The sequence below is a fragment of the Edaphobacter flagellatus genome (assembly GCF_025264665.1).
Classification (GTDB): domain Bacteria; phylum Acidobacteriota; class Terriglobia; order Terriglobales; family Acidobacteriaceae; genus Edaphobacter; species Edaphobacter flagellatus.
Genome location: NZ_CP073697.1, coordinates 1,044,357 through 1,061,017 on the forward strand (window position 1 = coordinate 1,044,357; position 16,661 = coordinate 1,061,017).

General features: G+C 53.0%; 16 protein-coding genes. 6 read left to right on the top strand and 10 right to left on the bottom strand.

The features are described from left to right. Positions 1–349: 349 nt before the first annotated feature. The 5 genes from KFE13_RS04250 to KFE13_RS04270 all read right to left on the bottom strand — a co-directional run bounded on the left by KFE13_RS04250 (position 350) and on the right by KFE13_RS04270 (position 6,621). The gene (locus tag KFE13_RS04250) at positions 350–2,206 is read right to left on the bottom strand and encodes a CRTAC1 family protein (RefSeq protein WP_260705935.1); all 1,857 of its coding nucleotides are present in this window, start codon (positions 2,204–2,206) and stop codon (positions 350–352) included. A gap of 87 nt (positions 2,207–2,293) precedes the next feature. Next, positions 2,294–2,797: a hypothetical protein gene (locus tag KFE13_RS04255; protein WP_260705936.1), complete on the bottom strand. Its 504-nt coding sequence runs from the start codon at positions 2,795–2,797 to the stop codon at positions 2,294–2,296. Then, complete coding sequence (locus KFE13_RS04260) at positions 2,794–3,417, bottom strand: response regulator (protein WP_260705937.1); 624 nt, start codon at positions 3,415–3,417, stop codon at positions 2,794–2,796. Before KFE13_RS04260 ends, KFE13_RS04255 begins: the two co-directional genes overlap by 4 nt. Before the next feature lie 16 nt (positions 3,418–3,433). Further along, positions 3,434–6,070, bottom strand: a complete 2,637-nt coding sequence (locus KFE13_RS04265; RefSeq protein ID WP_260705938.1) for a sensor histidine kinase — start codon at positions 6,068–6,070, stop codon at positions 3,434–3,436. Positions 6,071–6,072: 2 nt separating this feature from the next. After that, positions 6,073–6,621 carry a TlpA family protein disulfide reductase gene (locus KFE13_RS04270; RefSeq protein ID WP_260705939.1) on the bottom strand — a complete coding sequence of 183 codons (549 nt, stop codon included), beginning with the start codon at positions 6,619–6,621 and terminating at the stop codon, positions 6,073–6,075. 276 nt (positions 6,622–6,897) lie between these two features. Between KFE13_RS04270 and KFE13_RS04275 the strand changes: the two genes are divergently transcribed. From KFE13_RS04275 to KFE13_RS04285, 3 genes are all read left to right on the top strand, one after another. Then, the gene (locus KFE13_RS04275) at positions 6,898–7,713 is read left to right on the top strand and encodes a hypothetical protein (protein ID WP_260705940.1); all 816 of its coding nucleotides are present in this window, start codon (positions 6,898–6,900) and stop codon (positions 7,711–7,713) included. Between the two features lie 153 nt (positions 7,714–7,866). Further along, a complete protein-coding gene (locus KFE13_RS04280) occupies positions 7,867–10,122 on the top strand; it encodes a tetratricopeptide repeat protein (protein WP_260705941.1) in 2,256 nt (751 codons plus the stop codon). A 19-nt stretch (positions 10,123–10,141) separates the two neighbouring features. Continuing rightward, positions 10,142–10,528, top strand: coding sequence for a c-type cytochrome (locus KFE13_RS04285; RefSeq protein WP_260705942.1), 387 nt, complete (start codon positions 10,142–10,144; stop codon positions 10,526–10,528). A gap of 11 nt (positions 10,529–10,539) precedes the next feature. Here the strand turns inward: KFE13_RS04285 and KFE13_RS04290 are convergent, their stop codons facing one another. Then, positions 10,540–11,184 (bottom strand): hypothetical protein, encoded by a 645-nt coding sequence (locus tag KFE13_RS04290; protein WP_260705943.1) that lies wholly within the window; start codon positions 11,182–11,184, stop codon positions 10,540–10,542. A gap of 71 nt (positions 11,185–11,255) precedes the next feature. Here KFE13_RS04290 and KFE13_RS04295 point away from each other — a divergent pair, with 71 nt between their 5' ends. Then, positions 11,256–12,278 carry an LLM class flavin-dependent oxidoreductase gene (locus KFE13_RS04295; RefSeq protein ID WP_260705944.1) on the top strand — a complete coding sequence of 341 codons (1,023 nt, stop codon included), beginning with the start codon at positions 11,256–11,258 and terminating at the stop codon, positions 12,276–12,278. 70 nt (positions 12,279–12,348) lie between these two features. Here KFE13_RS04295 and KFE13_RS04300 read toward each other — a convergent pair whose 3' ends face one another. The 4 genes from KFE13_RS04300 to KFE13_RS04315 are packed head-to-tail and all read right to left on the bottom strand — an operon-like array spanning position 12,349 to position 13,996. After that, complete coding sequence (locus KFE13_RS04300; protein ID WP_260705945.1) at positions 12,349–12,744, bottom strand: DUF1801 domain-containing protein; 396 nt, start codon at positions 12,742–12,744, stop codon at positions 12,349–12,351. Between the two features lie 54 nt (positions 12,745–12,798). Then, complete coding sequence (locus KFE13_RS04305; protein ID WP_260705946.1) at positions 12,799–13,221, bottom strand: DoxX family protein; 423 nt, start codon at positions 13,219–13,221, stop codon at positions 12,799–12,801. 20 nt (positions 13,222–13,241) lie between these two features. Then, entirely contained in the window at positions 13,242–13,673 is a 432-nt protein-coding gene (locus KFE13_RS04310; RefSeq protein WP_260705947.1) for an SRPBCC family protein, read from the bottom strand. Beyond that, positions 13,670–13,996: an ArsR/SmtB family transcription factor gene (locus KFE13_RS04315; protein ID WP_260705948.1), complete on the bottom strand. Its 327-nt coding sequence runs from the start codon at positions 13,994–13,996 to the stop codon at positions 13,670–13,672. Before KFE13_RS04315 ends, KFE13_RS04310 begins: the two co-directional genes overlap by 4 nt. A gap of 168 nt (positions 13,997–14,164) precedes the next feature. Here KFE13_RS04315 and KFE13_RS04320 point away from each other — a divergent pair, with 168 nt between their 5' ends. Both KFE13_RS04320 and KFE13_RS04325 read left to right on the top strand, forming a co-directional pair. After that, positions 14,165–14,965: a penicillin-binding transpeptidase domain-containing protein gene (locus tag KFE13_RS04320; protein WP_260705949.1), complete on the top strand. Its 801-nt coding sequence runs from the start codon at positions 14,165–14,167 to the stop codon at positions 14,963–14,965. Beyond that, positions 14,962–16,653 (top strand): SpoIID/LytB domain-containing protein, encoded by a 1,692-nt coding sequence (locus KFE13_RS04325; protein ID WP_260705950.1) that lies wholly within the window; start codon positions 14,962–14,964, stop codon positions 16,651–16,653. The genes KFE13_RS04320 and KFE13_RS04325 overlap by 4 nt, the downstream gene beginning before the upstream one ends. The last annotated feature ends 8 nt before the right edge of the window (positions 16,654–16,661 follow it).

The window sequence follows — 16,661 nt, forward strand, 5'->3', positions numbered from 1 at the left end:
TAACTCGTAACTTGCACATGATGTGGAGCTAATTAGGTTGCGACTATCTCGTTTTAGACAAACGTTTGTCTAAAACGAGATAAAACTTCGGGGGACATTACACGCGAGACCATCGGACTTCGTCAAGTATTTAAATTGCACAAACGAAACACCGGGAATACGGCTCCAGTGGTCCGAACACTTTTGTGATGACGAGTTGATCTTGCAGGTGAACCTGTGTGCAGCTGAGCGTATTACACGCTATATTTCTGCAGGATATTCCGACAGGCAGGGGAAGTAGTTACACCACTTCTCGCAAGTCAATTCCTTCAGGACAGGCCACGCCGGCGAGGGTGAACAGCAGCCTAGACTATTTCTCCCGATCGCCCTTCCCTTCTGAAATAGCCAAAATGCGGTCAATAGCCGTGGGATGTAGTTTCTCAACCAACCCGCTTGGCCAGTGAATCTCGATTTCTTCAACGTGTGAGTTTTCGCCCAGGCCGAAATGAAGACGCGGATCTGACGTTGATGCGTAACTCCCTCCGGCAATTACATCTGCCCTCTGGCGGATCTTTCCCGCGGTAAGATAGACCGCCGCACCAACAGCATCGCGAGGAGACTTTGCCCCGCCAATCAATTTCAGTTCAAGCCAATGATGATGATCTGGATTCACATTGCGAAGAAGCACCGGCGGACCATCAAGAGCATTGATCACAACATCAATGCGGCCTGTATGGAATAGGTCCCCGAAAGCCATCCCGCGACTGCGATAGACGCGTCCCAGGCCAGACCCTTCAAGCGCAGGGACTAAACTAAACTTCTTTCCCTCAAGATTGTGGAACAGAAGGGGTTTCTGAGCAAAGGTGGTACCCCATGTAAATTCATCCGCCTGCGGGTACACATGCCCATTCGCAAAGAACAGATCCTTCCAGCCATCGTTATCAAAATCGAAGAAACCGTCTCCCCAACCTAAAAATGGAATAGTGATTTCTGCAATGCCAGCCTCATAGGAAACATCTGTAAAATTTGCTTCGCCATCGTTCCGATAAAGCGGATTGTAGTCGTCACTAAAAGTAGTCGTGCAGATATCGAGCAGTCCACTATTCCTGTAATCGCCAATAGCGAGGCCCATGGATGCGGTCTCGCGACCATTCTCGTTGAGGGCAAAACCCGAGGCATACGAAACGTCCTCGAAGGTCCCATCTCCTTTATTGAGATAAAGGTAGTTCGGAGTGGAATCATTCGCGACGATCAGGTCGAGCTTTCCATCGTTATTTACGTCGACGAAAGCCGAGGACAAGCCGTAATACCCTTTGGCGTCACCAACACCTGCTTTAGTACTGACATCGGTAAACGTCCCGTCTCCGTTGTTATGAAACAAATGATCGGGTTCGCCAGCCAGGCCATGCGGCCCGCACATCACGTTGATGCCGCGAAATGTACAAAACGAATACGCAATGGAATCTTTTCCAGGAGCAAGAGCGGTTGCCATGTCGTAATGCACATAGCCGGGAACAAAGAGGTCAAGGCGGCCATCATTGTCATAGTCACCCCATGTTGCACCAGTAGACCAGTTGCCCAGTGCCACTCCAGCTTTTACGGCGACATCGGTAAAAGTACCGTCACGGTTGTTGTGATAGAGCCGGTTTGCCCCGAAATTCGACACATAGATATCGGGATAGCCATCATTGTCGAAATCTGCAACAGCAGCACCAAATCCCCAGCGGTCATTGGTAACGCCAGCCGTCACCGCAACATCAGTGAACGTGCCGTCGTGGTTGTTGTGAAAAAGAGCGGCACGCGGAGCTGGGGCCTTCCCTTCCATGGCGTCATAGGTGCTCCCGTTTACAAAATAGATGTCGAGCCACCCATCGTTGTCATAATCCAGTAGCGCTACTCCAGACCCGTTAGCTTCAATAATGAACCGCTTCGCCGCTGTACCCATCGTATGATGCCAGCCGCTAAGGCCGGCTTTGTCGGTGACATCTTCAAAAATCAGCGGAGCATCTTTTATAAATCCACCAGCGGTAATAGGACGATGGCCAGCGTCGAAGACCGGTGCATAAACCCCACCCGTGCTGGCACCTCCACGCGAAGGGCTTTGTGCTCCTTCATGGTTAGCCAATGGAGAATCCGTCTGATTGCCGACAGATTGCGCACGGGCAACTGCTGTTCCAATATCAGCCGCTAAAAATGCCGTGAGAATGAGGACTCGAACAAGCTTCATTGTTATGCCGAACATTGTACGTGGTTGCCCGAATAGCTTGCTCGATCCCACGATGGAGAAGTCATTCCACCTTTAGGATGGACTGGATCAACTCTCATCAAGAGAATAGTGAATGAAGAACCTGCCAATCTGAATCTCCGATAGGCCGTCTGGAGGCCACAGCCGAAACGACTCGACTCGTCCATTCCCCGTCATACGATGAGCCACAACTGTTCCTTTCGGAGTCCCGCTGGCGGCATCACTTACCGTCACCTCAAGCACATCCTCTTTACGTTTCCAGCCGAGGACATAATTTCCAGCGGATAGATGCACATTCCCCAACGTGAATGGGCTCTGCACAAGGAGGAAATGAGAATATTTTCCATCCGCAGCATATCCAGCCGTGATCAAAACCACTCCGGCAATAACCTTTTTATTCTGGTTGATGATGCCGGAAGCGGTTCTCATTTCTACTTCGATATGATCTTTTTCCACTGCCGGCCGGGCTGGCAAGGCAAGCTCAAGCTCATGCTGTGTCGCTGCACGCCAATGCATCCGAGGCTGTGCCTGAGACGTACCGATCAAGACAAGCAGCGCTAACAGAATACTCATTTGAGATGCACCAAACCGCGTTGAATTGCGACCGTCACAGCCTGCGTACGATCATTTACGCCCAACTTCCCCAGCAGGCTGTTGATATGAGTCTTAACCGTCGCCTCGCTGATAAATAAGTCGTCCGCGATTTGCTTATTCGCGCGGCCCGCCGCAATGCGCTCTAAAACATTCAGTTCGCGTGAGGTGAGTTGTTGCGCACTCATACGCTCAGCCAGCTTCTCAGCGATAGGCGGAGGAATAATCGATCGTCCACTATGAACAGCGCGGATGGCAGTTACAAGCTGATCCGATGTCATTCCTTTCAGCAGGTAGCCTTTTGCTCCCGCTTGCAGAGAACGATAAATATCCTCGTCGCCATCGAATGTAGTTAGTACCATCACACGAGCCGCCGGATGTCGCTGGCGAATTGCGGTGACCGCTTCAACTCCTCCCGAACCCGGCATCTGCAAATCCATGAGTGTGACATCTGGCAGCATCTTGTCGAAAAGCAGCTCTGCCTCTTCTCCCGAAGAGGCCTGTCCCACAACCTCAATATCGTCAACCAGTCCCAGAAGTGCGACAATCCCCTGGCGTACTACATGATGGTCGTCCACAACCAGAACCCGTATGGAACTCATAGCGTCATCACTCGCATCATCCTTTAGAAACCGCTACCAACGTAACGCACGTTCCATCCCCAGGAGCACTTTCGACCGTCATTGTAGCTCCAATCGATGCTGCACGCTCACGCATCCCCTGCAAGCCGTAATGACCTGGGACAGAAGCCGTAGGGACATCGAACCCTCGTCCATGATCCCGAATCTTCAGCGTCAGCACATTCACTTCATAGTCCAACGAAACATCAACCATCGCGCCGCCGGAATGGTTCACCGCATTGCGGACAGCCTCTTTCAAAATGCTTAAAATCTCGTCCTCAGTACGAGCAGGTAGAGGACGATACGCGCCAGTAATTTTAAAATGAACATCCTCAGAACGACCCGCAATCTGTTCTGCGGCTTTCTTCGCTCGAATAGGCAGAATCTCCCCCTCGTCTGTCGCACGCAGGTCCCAGATACTGCGTCGCGCATTGGCTAAACCATCCCGGACGATGGCCTTCGTATCTTCCAACTGCAGCGTTGCGGCTTCATCCTGATGTTTTTTCATCAGGCTTGAAACCAACTCCAATCGCACAGAAACCCCCGCAAGATCCTGCGCCAGCGTGTCATGGATCTCTCGTGCAATTCGGCTTCTTTCCGATAAGACTGCCGCAAACTGCTGCTTCAATTTGCGTTCGCGAAGCCAGTAAAACAGCAAAAAAATACCTGCCCCGACAAGGATAGCCAGGAGATAGAACCACCATTTCCTATAGATAGGCGGTTTCACTGTGACCGCAATTTCGGCAGGCACCTTGCTCCATACTCCATCTTCATTTGAAGCCATGACCACAAAGCGATACTTCCCGGGTTGAAGGTTGGTGTATGAAACAGACCGGCTCGTACCCGCATCCACCCAATCGTGGTCGAAGCCCTCTAGACGATAACGATAGTGGACCTTCCCCGGCTGACGGAATGAAGGCGCGATATACGTAAAGGTCGTGCGACGGTCGGACGGCTCAAGAATTACCGAATGATCAGATTGAATCGGCCGAACCCGATTATCAACCGATATCTGCATCACCGTAGGCAAAGGAAATGCCGGATTACTCTGAAGCGTCGCCGGATTAATCTTCGCCAAACCTCGACGCGTTGCGAAATAGAGCACACCGTTCTGGTCACGGGTCTGGCCTGGATGGCCAATATCAAAGATGTCATTGGATGGAAGACCATCGCCAGAATCGAAGATTCGCACCGAGAGATCACCAACATTCCTGATTGCGCACATCGCCGCCTGATCGAACGCTACTCTGGCCAGGCCAGAATGAGTACGAATCCACAGGTATCCATGTGCATCGTCCAATAAGCCAAAGATCTTTTGCGGAACTGCGGGCGACAACACCTTATGAAAACCTGTGTCGCTCCAAAGGTAAAGCCCCGAAGTAGCTGTCCCCATCCAGACTCTTCCATAACCATCTTCTATGAGCGACGTCACACCATCTTTGGGTTCGAAACTGCTAAGCTCTTCTCCTCGAAGCCGCGCAGGCCCATAGAGGGTCCCAATCCATAAATCTCCGCGTGATGTATATAAAAGCGATCCGACCAGATCACTCGGTAACCCTTTTGTGTGGTCAATGATGCTGATTTGTCCCTTGGCGAAGTGCGCAAGGCCACGTCTTGTACCAATCCAGATAGAACCATCTGAGACAGATAATATAGAGCGGACAAAATCGTCCGGCAAGCCATCTTCCGATCTAAGAATAGAGGTTACATGACCATTGATAACCCTGTTCAATCCGTCAGGCGAACCTGCAAGCAGCCCGTTACCAGAAGAAGCTGCCAGAGCGAGTACGACATTGCTACTTAGACCCTGATCCGTAGTAAGCGAAAACACCTTCCCCTGACGCGATTGAAAAAGGCCGTCCTCAGGCGTGCCAACCCAGACCTCTCCTGCCTCCGCAGTCGCTACCGTTGTAATTCCACGCCGACCAAAAGCTGAAACAATATCAATACTGCGTGGTGATAGAAGATGGAGTCCCGTCGCACTCCCGCCGATCCAGAGATTTCCTTCACGGTCCTGAAACAGACAGAGAATCGAATCATTATCTAAATCGCCAACTGGCTTCAGTTTGTCCTCATCAATCTCAAAGAGGCCACGGCGCGTGCCCACCCAGGCGACACCATGTGAGTCAACCAGCAGCGCCTGCACTCGATTACTGTTCACAACAGAAGCAGTCTTCCATTCCGAAACCGAGCCATCAGGCCCCAGACGCTTCACTTCATCGCCATCGTATGTCCATGTGAATCCTCGAATCTCCTGCTCTCTTTTTGACGGACGTTCCGGAAACGTCTGAACTGCTGAAATCTTTCCCGAAGAAAGGCGAAAGATTCCTTCTGTAGTTTTCATCAAAACAGCACCCGACGAGTCCTCTGCAAGAGCTAGCGCATCGTCATTTGTCAGTTCAGGATGCTGTTCATGGGAGTAGACAACGAAATCAAAACCATCAAACCGGGCAAGTCCCCGCTCCGTAGCAACCCAAAGAAAGCCGTCATGCGTCTGAAGAATGTCCTGGACAGTGTTTTGTGGCAAACCATTGTCGGTCGTCCATGATCGGTGACTCTTCTGGGCATTCGTTATACCGCACAGCAGAACCGTCATGATGAGCAGCCTGAAGGCACACTTGAAAGCAGTCGTCATGGCTACCAGTCATTCTTCTGCACGGCTTTGGGTTGCTTTCCTTTGCGTCCGCCCAAAAGCCAATCCAAACGCGATGTAATGTCCTTTTCTCGTGCTTCGCCTTCTATTCTGCCAATGATCTTTCCGTCAGCATCGACAATGACCGTCGCAGGAACCATCTCACCAAGATCAAGCTCCTTCAACGTCTCCGCAGACGCCCCCTGCCAAACCGGAAATTGAATGTGACGCTTTTTCAGTACATCCGGGATTTTTCCTCGCGAATCAGCGTCATCAATGGCCACAGCCACGAACTTAATTCCATTAGAAGCGTATTTTTCCTGAAGCCTTTGCAGTCTTGGCATCTCATCTTTGCAGGGCACACACCATGTAGCCCAAAAATTGATCACGGCCGGAGAGCCTGCAAGTTCATCAAAACTATGCGGCTTTCCATTTGGATCAACTAGGGCGGCGGAAGGCCTCTTCAATACCTGGCCAGGCGAAACAACTGCCATCAGAAGCAGGAAAACCACCTCAATCTTTAGGTTGAGAAACAAATCGTTCGGATTCCTCATAGGCAACTAGCCAATTCACCGGTATGTTTCTTTCCTACAGAAACCATTATGAAAACTCTTGTCCTGATAGCCAGCATCCTATCGTCGAGCGTTGCCTGGGGGCAAGGCTGCCTTGCGGCCCACACCAATCAATCCATCTGCGCCTTAGGTCCAAGGACTTCCCTCTCCAGCAGTCCGGGAAATTTTATACATAGGCTGACGATTGAGGTGGATTGGCGCAGTTTCAGCTCCTTCCGCCACTACATCGGCACAGTCGAGCAGACGCAAAGGGCCGTATTGGGTACACAAATCAAAAATCACCAGAATATTTACAACATCTCTGCTAACTATGATCTGTCTCCGCGATGGAGCCTAAACTTTTCCGCTCCGGTTTTACAAGGAACCAGAAACCAGCTCTATACCCCAAAAGGCGTTTACGATATAGCGGGCATCGGTGACATCATCATCGGAGCAGAAGCCTGGCTCTTTCGTCCTCCTGCAGAAGCAGGTGGCAACATTGCATTTGGCTTTGGCCTCAAACTTCCAACAGGCCTGAACAACGGCACCGGCACCGCTCTGTTATCAAACGGAACCTACGGCAAGGCAGTGGCAGATCAATCGCTACAGCCCGGAGATGGTACGTGGGGCTTTACTCTATCCACGCAGGCCTATAAGCAGCTCCCTTTCCATACTGTTGGATATTTTCAGGGATCATGGCTGTTCAACCCTGAGGACACAAATGGAGTGCTGACATTTAGGGCAAAACCACTTGAAAAATATATGTCGGCAACCGACCAATATCTCTTTCGAGGAGGACTGGCACGGCACGTCCCCAAACTCCGCGGTCTATCCGCCAGCTTCGGGGGACGCATGGAAGGAATTCCCGTCCGCGATGCCTTCGGAAAAAGCGACGGGTTTCGCCGCCCTGGATACATCATCTCAATCGATCCTGGACTCGTCTTCCAACACGGACGAGACACTCTGATGATCAACGCGCCATGGGCAGTCCAAAGAAACAGGCGTGCCTCTGTGACCGATCTCGCGACCAATTCTCATGGTGATGCAGCCTTCGCAGACTACGCCATCGTGGCCGGGATCGCTCATCATTTTTAGTGACCCGACGCCAGATAACGTGCACTCATCCTTTCGATTGAGGCGCGCTACCAACCTATGGTTGATTTTCCTCGAGACATAGAGACATGCTCCATTCCTGGCTGACAATCCAGTTTGGTTGATTTAACATCTGCCTGTCCGGAATTCCATCTTATGCGCGCCTTCAGGCTCTCACGTACTTTTGTCGGTCTACTGCTGCTACTAGCGGCAGTATTCTTTTTTAGTTTTCTCCCAACGACAAAAGAAGTTGTGGCGGCAACAGATCAGGAAACGCATGCAACGGCGCGCAATGCCTACAACGACAAAGTCTCTGCCATGTATAACTTTCGCTATGGCAAAGAACGGCCGTTCCTTCCATCCAACATCACGACCGACAACGGTCAATTTATCGATCCAAAAGACTTTCCGACTGCTCAGTATTGCGGTCACTGTCATCAGGCAGCACACCAGCAATGGCGCGAAAGCGCTCACTCCAATGCCAACCGCGTCCCCTGGTATCTGAAGAATGTCAATCTTCTCAACGATGAAAAAGGCATTGAGTTCTCCCGTCACTGCGAAGGCTGCCATGACCCCATCGCAACGGTGTCCGGAGCCTTAACGCAAGGCGGCCCGAAAAAGAGGCCTTACGATCAGGATGGCGTTACCTGTTCCGTATGTCACAGTGTTCAAAAAGTAGACCTCCGTGGAACAGGCAGTTATGTATTGGGCGTCCCGGCTGTCCTTGTCGACGAAAGCGGTAATCCTCTCCATCGCTTTGTCACCGATGCAGAGATCTTGCAACATCTCGATCGGCACTCCGCTGCCGTCATGAAACCCTTTTACCGGACCAGCGAATTCTGCGCCGTCTGTCATAAAGCTGCTTTGCCTCATGAACTCAACGACTACAAATGGCAGCGCGCCATGACGCCATATGATGAGTGGCAGAACTCCAGCTTCGCCAAGCAATCGCCGCTCCCCTTTTATAAAAAGGATTCTATCTCTACGTGCGAGACCTGCCACATGCCTCGCGAGGCCTATAACGGACGAGACCCAGGTGCCAAAAATGGGATGCTTGCAAGCCATCGTTGGCTCGGTGCCAACTCCCTTATCCCTGCCTATTACGGCTTTGACGAGCAAGCACGCCGTATCAAGGAATTTCTGACAGCAGACGTCTTCAATATTGATATCTTCGGCATCGAAGACAATCGCGCGCCAGATAAATTGATTGCCCCGCTCGGATCGACAAACTTTACCATCTCGCCCGGAGAAAAAGTTACTGTATCCGTCGTAATCCAAAACAAAGGCGCTGCGCACTCTCACGTACCGGAGCAGCGTGATATGTACGAAAGCTGGGTCGACTTCTCCGTAAAAGATGCATCCGGCAAAATTCTCGGGGAAAGCGGTGCATTGCAAGCCTCCGGTGATCTGGACCCATCAGCGCATAGCTTCACCAATCGGCTCATCAACAAAAACAGCAAACTCAATGAATTACATCAGGTCTGGGATAACCGCGTCGTCGCGTACAACAACACGGTCCAGAGCGGGCGCTCGCAGCTTGTCCGCTATGCCTTTACCGTACCGAATCATCCTGGCCGCCTGACGATTACAGCAATCATCCGGTATCGCCGCTTTGATCAGCGCTTTATTGACTTCGCGATGAAGCCTCACTACGTGCAGCCCATCATCGATATGGTTAGCACAACACGCATCCTCACGATCGGTAATAATTCCCCTACCGCTCCTTCGAAATCCGAAAACCCTGAATGGATGCGCTGGAACAACTACGGAATCGGCCTGCTGGATGCACAACAGTACGCAGCCAGCCTTCACGCCTTCGAGCAGGTTGCCCACTTGCGTCCTGACTATGCCGATGCCTACACCAATATCGCGATCGCGAACATTCAGTGGGAAAAGTACGATGATGCTCTGCCCAGCCTACAAAAATCTCTGACGCTTGATCCCAACAACGCCAGGGCGCTTTACTACCTTGCTCTGGTCCAACGCAACAAGGGACAGCTTGAGAATGCAATCGCCAGTCTCCAAAAGGTGGCTCAACAGTTCCCACAATCACGCGATGCACATCGAGAGCTCGGCTTCAGCTATTACCAGCAACATCGCTATGATGCAGCACGAGCAGAATACGAAACCGTCCAGTCGATTGATCCCGATGACCTCGCTGCACACTACAATCTGGCAATCCTCTATCGTCGTCTTGGATTGAAGGATCAGGCCCGTGTGCAGTCCGCATACTTTGCCGATCAAAAAGACGATCCGCTCGCAAGCACCTACGCGCTCGACTATCTCCGACTTCATGGTGAAGTCGCGCAGGAATCCGTGCCCTGGCACGTGCATGATCTGGATGCTCACGGCTCTACCGGCACGCAACCGGCCATTACCGCAGACATGCTACCTTCCCAACAGCAACCTTAAATCAAGGCTATCGATAGCAATGTCCAGGATTCCTCTTCTTCCCTTCGGTATTCTCCTTGCTACCCTCTTTCCCATAGCCATGCTTGCTGCGGGACAGACACAACAACTCCCTCCTCTATCCAATCCCACTGAAGACGGCCCTACTTTATTTACGAACTCAGGCTGCCCTCAGTGCCATGGTCCTGAAGGACTCGGCACTGAAAAAGCACCCTCTCTCCGTGATGTTCGCAAACGCAAAACAGAAGAACAAATTCGCTCACAAATAAAGGAAGGCGGCAAAAGCATGCCGCCCTTCGGAGAAGCTCTTACCGATAATCAGATTTCTACTCTCGTAGAGTTCCTTCACTCTAAAAATGGCTGGAAGAAGATGCCTGCCTCAATACCAAAGCAGACAAATGCGAAATAGTATTCGCCAGCTCACGGAACCGCATCAACTAAAACATAGTGGCGGCCAAGATAAAGTTTGATGCTGTTCTCCGTGACCGGTAAAACCTGTAACGGACGAGGACGCTTCATCTCCTTGTCTTCCTGCGTGTCCCCTTGAAGAACAGTCTTCCCACCAAGATCCATCACGATAAATTTGTCGTTTACAAAACCAGCACCATAAGCACCTGGCTGCAGCACTTGGCCGCCAAAGCGAACCGGCTTCTCCGTCACCAGATAAAACTGATACGTCTCTTGAATACTGGACGAATAACCAGAAGCATCCACCATAGCCGCCAGGAAAATACCTTCGTTAGCAAAGCGTACGCCACCTGCATTGCGCAGTTGTACCGGCGCAACCTTGCTGCGAAAATACACCGTCGCTGGGACCAGGGTTTCCAACTGTGCCGCGGTAAAAGGCTTACCAGCAACAAACGCATCAGGAGGCGTCTGATAGAAAGAACCAACTTTTGCAGCAGCAAAAGCTAGACTCCCCATCATGAATGGGACAAAGCACAGGCTAAAAGCAAGAGCAGCCCTCAATGAAAATACCTGGCAGCGGCGACGTAGCAGAATAGGCATGACGTTCAGTCTAGGAGCGACAATCGGTTTGATCAACCACAAATCAACGCCAATCATTCCCTTCTGTATTTACAAATTCACACCAGAATAGGCTGACGCCCAAAACCAAGGCATTAGACTTTATCTCCATGAAGAAAATTGGCTTTCTCTCCTTCGGCCATTGGACACCTTCGACACACTCCCAAACGCGCTCTGCTGCCGACGCGCTCTTGCAATCTATCGACCTCGCCGTAGAGGCTGAGCGTCTTGGGATGGACGGAGCCTACTTTCGCGTTCACCACTTCGCCCAACAACTGGCATCCCCATTTCCACTGCTCGCCGCAGTCGGCACCAAAACGCGAAAGATTGAGATTGGCACTGCAGTAATTGATATGCGCTACGAGAACCCGCACTACATGGCCGAGGATGCTGGCGCTGCGGACCTGATCGCCACCGGCCGCCTGCAACTGGGCATCAGCCGCGGCTCACCCGAGCAGGTCATCGATGGCTGGCGCTACTTCGGCTACCGCCCGCGTGAAGGCGAAAAAGACGAAGACATGGGCCGCCGCCACGCTACAGAACTCCTCGATTTACTACGCGGCAAAGGGTTCGCTCAGCCCAACCCACGCCCAATGTTTCCCAATCCACCAGGGCTGCTGCGTCTCGAGCCCTACTCCGAAGGATTGCGCGATCGCATCTGGTGGGGAGCAGCTTCAAACGCAACTGCCGTCTGGGCTGCCAAGCATGGAATGAATCTGCAAACATCCACGCTCAAATTCGATGAGACTGGCGAACCGCTCCACATCCAGCAGGCCGCCCAGATTCGCGCCTTTCGAACAGCGTGGCAGGATGCCGGCCATACTCGCATCCCGCGCGTTTCCGTCAGCCGCAGCATCTTTGCACTGGTCGACGACCATGATCGTGCCTACTTCGGGCGTGGAGGTCAGGAAGAAGACAAGATTGGATTCCTCGATGAATCCACACGTGCCATCTTTGGTCGCAGCTACGCCGCCGAGCCCGATGTTCTGATCGAGCAGCTTAAAAAAGACGAAGCAATCGCCGAAGCCGATACCCTCTTGCTCACGATTCCCAATCAACTTGGGGTTGCCTACAACGCGCACGTCATGGAAGCCATCCTGACCACAGTCGCTCCTGCGCTCAACTGGCGCTAAGCAGCGTGCCATCTCTGAATGGAGATGGCACAGCAATCCACAGTTGCAGCTAGTCCGCTCATTGCCTGACTCAACGAGCCTTGGGTTTCTTCTTAAGATTTAAGGCAACTGCGGCGCGGATAAGATCTTTCAAAGCAGCTTCATTGATCTTGTCACCTTCGCTGATATCGATGGCGCGCCGAACGTTTCCCTCAAGACTGGAGTTGAAGAGTCCGGAAGGATCGGGCAGCGACGCTCCCTTGGCGAAGGTCAGCTTGACGATATGCTTATATGTCTCTCCAGTGCACACAATGCCGCCATGCGAGAAAACAGGCGTACCGGGCGAAGTCGCCTTAGCCCACTTCCACTCTTCGACGATCTCAGGATCGGCCTTGCGGATGATGTCCCGCACTTTCGCAAGCGTCGTGCCGCGCCAGTCGCCGAGTTCTTTAATCTTCAGATCAATGGCTGCCGAAGCGGATTCCATAACAATAGCCTCCTTATGAACGACTCAAATGATGAACTTCCAGTGGCATCAAAGCTATTCGTACCGCTGAATGCGCCGCCATAAAAAGTAAGAGAACGCCCAAAGTACGCTGGTCGTTGCTGACGGGACCAACGATGCCGGGCGATCATGGATCGAGAGATGAGCTATGAGCGCAGAAACAAGATTGATCGCGAAGCCGGCATATGCCCATTCTTTAAGACGCGCAGGGACAATCGGAAGAAGCAGCGCGATAACGCCAGCAACCTTGGCCCACGAGAGTTCGATGCGAAAAGCAGGTGACGCGAAACCGAGCCTCGTGAATGCCTGGGCCGCATCAGGCAGGATTCTAAGTTCGTAGTAAGCCGTGAAAAGCATTTCCAGGCAAAAGAGTGCAGTGAAGATCCAGAAGGCCACAACAACCCCTCTGGACGCCTTTTTCGATGCGGAAAAACTCATCGCAACCGTAGGATTCGACATGTTCATCGCGTGAGACACATTCATTTCACACCTCCATGGAGCACACGCTCAAGATTGTTGAGGAAGTTCTGCCAACCGTACTTTGCACCACCGTAGGCCTGCTGCTGGTCAGGACGGAAACCGGAGTGCTCCATACGAAGATGAGTGCCGCCTTCCGCTGGGATTAGGGTAAAAAGCACGACGGATTCGAGCCCCAGAGCATTCCAACTATAAGAGAGCTGCTTCAGCGGATCGACGACAAGCACCTCGCAGTCGATAGCGCCGTCCCATTGCGGCATGGGTTGGGAATGAAACCGAAACTTGCGGCCGACGATAGGCTCGAAGTCGTTTTTCAGAAGCCATTCGGCGACCAGTGAACTCTCGGTCAGGGCACGCCACAGCTTCTCGGGCGAATGTGCGAAGGTTCTTTCGATAACAAGAGTGCGCGTGTTCTCTGCGGCTGAATTGCTCATGGCTCCATCCTTTGCAAAAGAGTTTCGAGACGGTCGAAGCGGTCGCGCCAGAATGCACCATAGTCACGCAACCAATCCACCACAGGGGCAAGCGCATCGGGCTGCGCGCGGTAGTGGGTCTCTCTCCCCTCACGACGATGCCGCACAAGCCTGGCCCGCTTGAGCACCGTAAGGTGCTTAGAGACGGCTGGCTGCGAGACACCGGCGAAGTGTGTAAGCGCGTGAACGGTCTGTTCTCCCTGCCGCGACAGCTGCTCATAGATAGCGCGTCGCGTTGGATCAGCGAGAGCTCGAAAGACGTGATTGGTATAAGCCGGCTTCACAATTAAAACCATAGCCAAATGGTTATTAGTTTGTCAAGAAGTACAATCGAAAACGTGATAATCACGTCGCAATGGTGTAGCGTTTAGCTGATGCATTGCTCTTCCGGGCAGAAACCGTTTAAAGCGGATGGGACACGGCGCTCTTTCCTCCAAATGGCTGCCGCCGCAATGTTTTTCCGGAGACCCAGTCAAGCACCCTCCACGTCGGAGCAGCCACTTCTCGAGCAGACACTTCGGAACACACGCGCGATTGCAACCATCCTGCATCAGCAATCCGGCAAAGTTCTCGCAGTTCATGGCAACGCGAACTCCTCCGACACTCCCGGCTCCATCCTGAAGCCCCTGCTTCTTTTCGCAGCACTTCAGAAAAACCTGATCGACCCCGCAGTGACAGTCTTTTGCCGTCGCGATCTTCACATCGGGAACCGGCCGTATCCCTGCACCCATCCGCAATCCAATATCGCGTTTACTGCACAGGAAGCGCTCGCTTACTCATGCAACACCTGGTTCGCTTCGCTTGCGCTGCACTTCTCCTCAACAAGCCTTCTGGAAGCCTTGCACGCCTTCACCATCCCTGTCTCCATCTCACCCCAGACACCAGAACAAAAGCAGCGGATCGCTCTCGGCCTCGTTGGTGTCCAAACATCACCGTCTCAAATTGCCGCCGCCTACCGTTTTCTTCAAGACCAGCTAAGTCAGCCTTTCGCCAAACCTGTAGCAGATGGACTGCGAGACTCCGTATCCTTCGGCATGGCGCATAACGCAGCAACACCCGGCATTGATCTCTGCGGCAAAACCGGGACCGCAAGCAATCCGCCGCGGCAGCCCTGGAGTCACGGCTGGTTTGCCGGATTTGCCTCGATCCACAACACACCGCTTGTCATCAGCCTTTACCTCCCGCAAGGCAATGGAGCCGATGCCGCTCAACTCGCGAAAAACTTCTTTCTGGCGCGCAGCAAAACGACATGAAGCAGCTACTACTTTTGATCGCCCTTCTTGCCATCTACGGGCACAGCGAAGAGCCCAGCGCAACCACCATCACGCTCGGCCTCTATTCGATCCGCATCATACAAAGCCTAACGATCACCCCGCTCGGTAGCAGCGCTTGGATGCAAGCATGTGGAACCTGCTCACGCATTACACTCCACGCACCTGTCCATCTCGATCACGTCGGCCGGCCGATCCACTTTGGCGGTAATCTTCGCATCCAGCCTGACGACGATGTCCCTCCAGTACAATCTTCCGGAATCTACACCATCGCCCAAACCCATCGCGGCCTAACCGTCACTCTCCAAATTCCCTCAGAACGCTACGTCGCCGCGGTGCTTTCAGCCGAAGCCGCACCAGACGAACCCCTCGCATCGCTCGAAGCCCTCGCGATCGCAGCACGTACCTTCGCACTGACGAACCTCCAGCGACACCATGCGGATGGCTTCGATCTCTGCGACAGCACGCACTGCCAGGCCCTACGCTTTACTCCTGTGCGCTCAGAGATCGCCGAAGCAGTACGACGCACAGCAGGAATAACGCTTTGGAGCGCAACTCACCGTGCCCACATTTACTACACGCAAAACTGTGGAGGCATCTCTGAAGCCGCCTCCGCTCTGTGGCCAACTGAACACGCACCCTACCTGACCTCACACACCGACTCCTACTGCACACGCCGCGATGCCGCCTCGTGGCAAACCAGCATTCCCATCTCGGACCTCAACAAAATCGCCGCTAAGCAACACTGGAATCTTCCCACACCCATCACTGGCGTTCGCATCGTACAACATACAACAAGCGGACGAGCAAAACTTCTCGAGATATCCAGTCCCGCACGCACGGTGACCATCTCAGCCGGCAGCCTGCATTTCGCCATCAATCGTGCCCTTGGCTGGAACCGCATCCGCGGCGATCTCTACACAATCGCTCTCACCAATCAGTCACTTCAATTTACTGGCCACGGCTACGGGCACGGCGTTGGTCTCTGTCAGGCTGGAGCATTCCAGATGGCAACCGAGCATCATTCCGCAGCAGAGATCCTCAATTTTTATTTCCCGAATACGCGCCTCGGTCTCACATCCTCAGGCGGCCTTTGGCATGACGAAAAGATCGGCACGGTAACGCTTCGCGCGATCCAAGCCGACCCCGTGCTAACCAAAGACGCAGATCTCGCCTGGCATCAAGCTCTCTCCCTATGGGGAACCTCGATCAACACACCGCAGCCCATCATCACCATCGCGCCAACAACAGAGCTATTCCGCCAACTCACCAATGGCCCCGGCCATCTCCTCGCCATCACGCGCGGCAGCCAGGTCACGCTCCAACCCATCTCCGTCCTCAAACGCTACGCCCCAGTTGAGCCGCTTCTTTTGCACGAGCTTCTGCATACACTCATCGAAGCGCAGTCGAGCGACAAAGCTCCTCTCTGGCTGCGCGAAGGCCTTGCCGAAGCCTTGGCAAACATCCATTCGGCATATGTCCCGCCCAACTCTTCCATCGCAACAATCGAACAGGAACTAGCCGCTCCGTCAAGCCTCGCCAACGATCAACACGCTCACCTTGAGTCCGCAGCCATTGTCCGCAAACTCGGACAGACCTACAGCCTCACCGTAATGCGTCAATGGCTCCGCATGGGCGTCCCAACGCAGGTTATGGAGACGCTGCATTAATCGCAGCT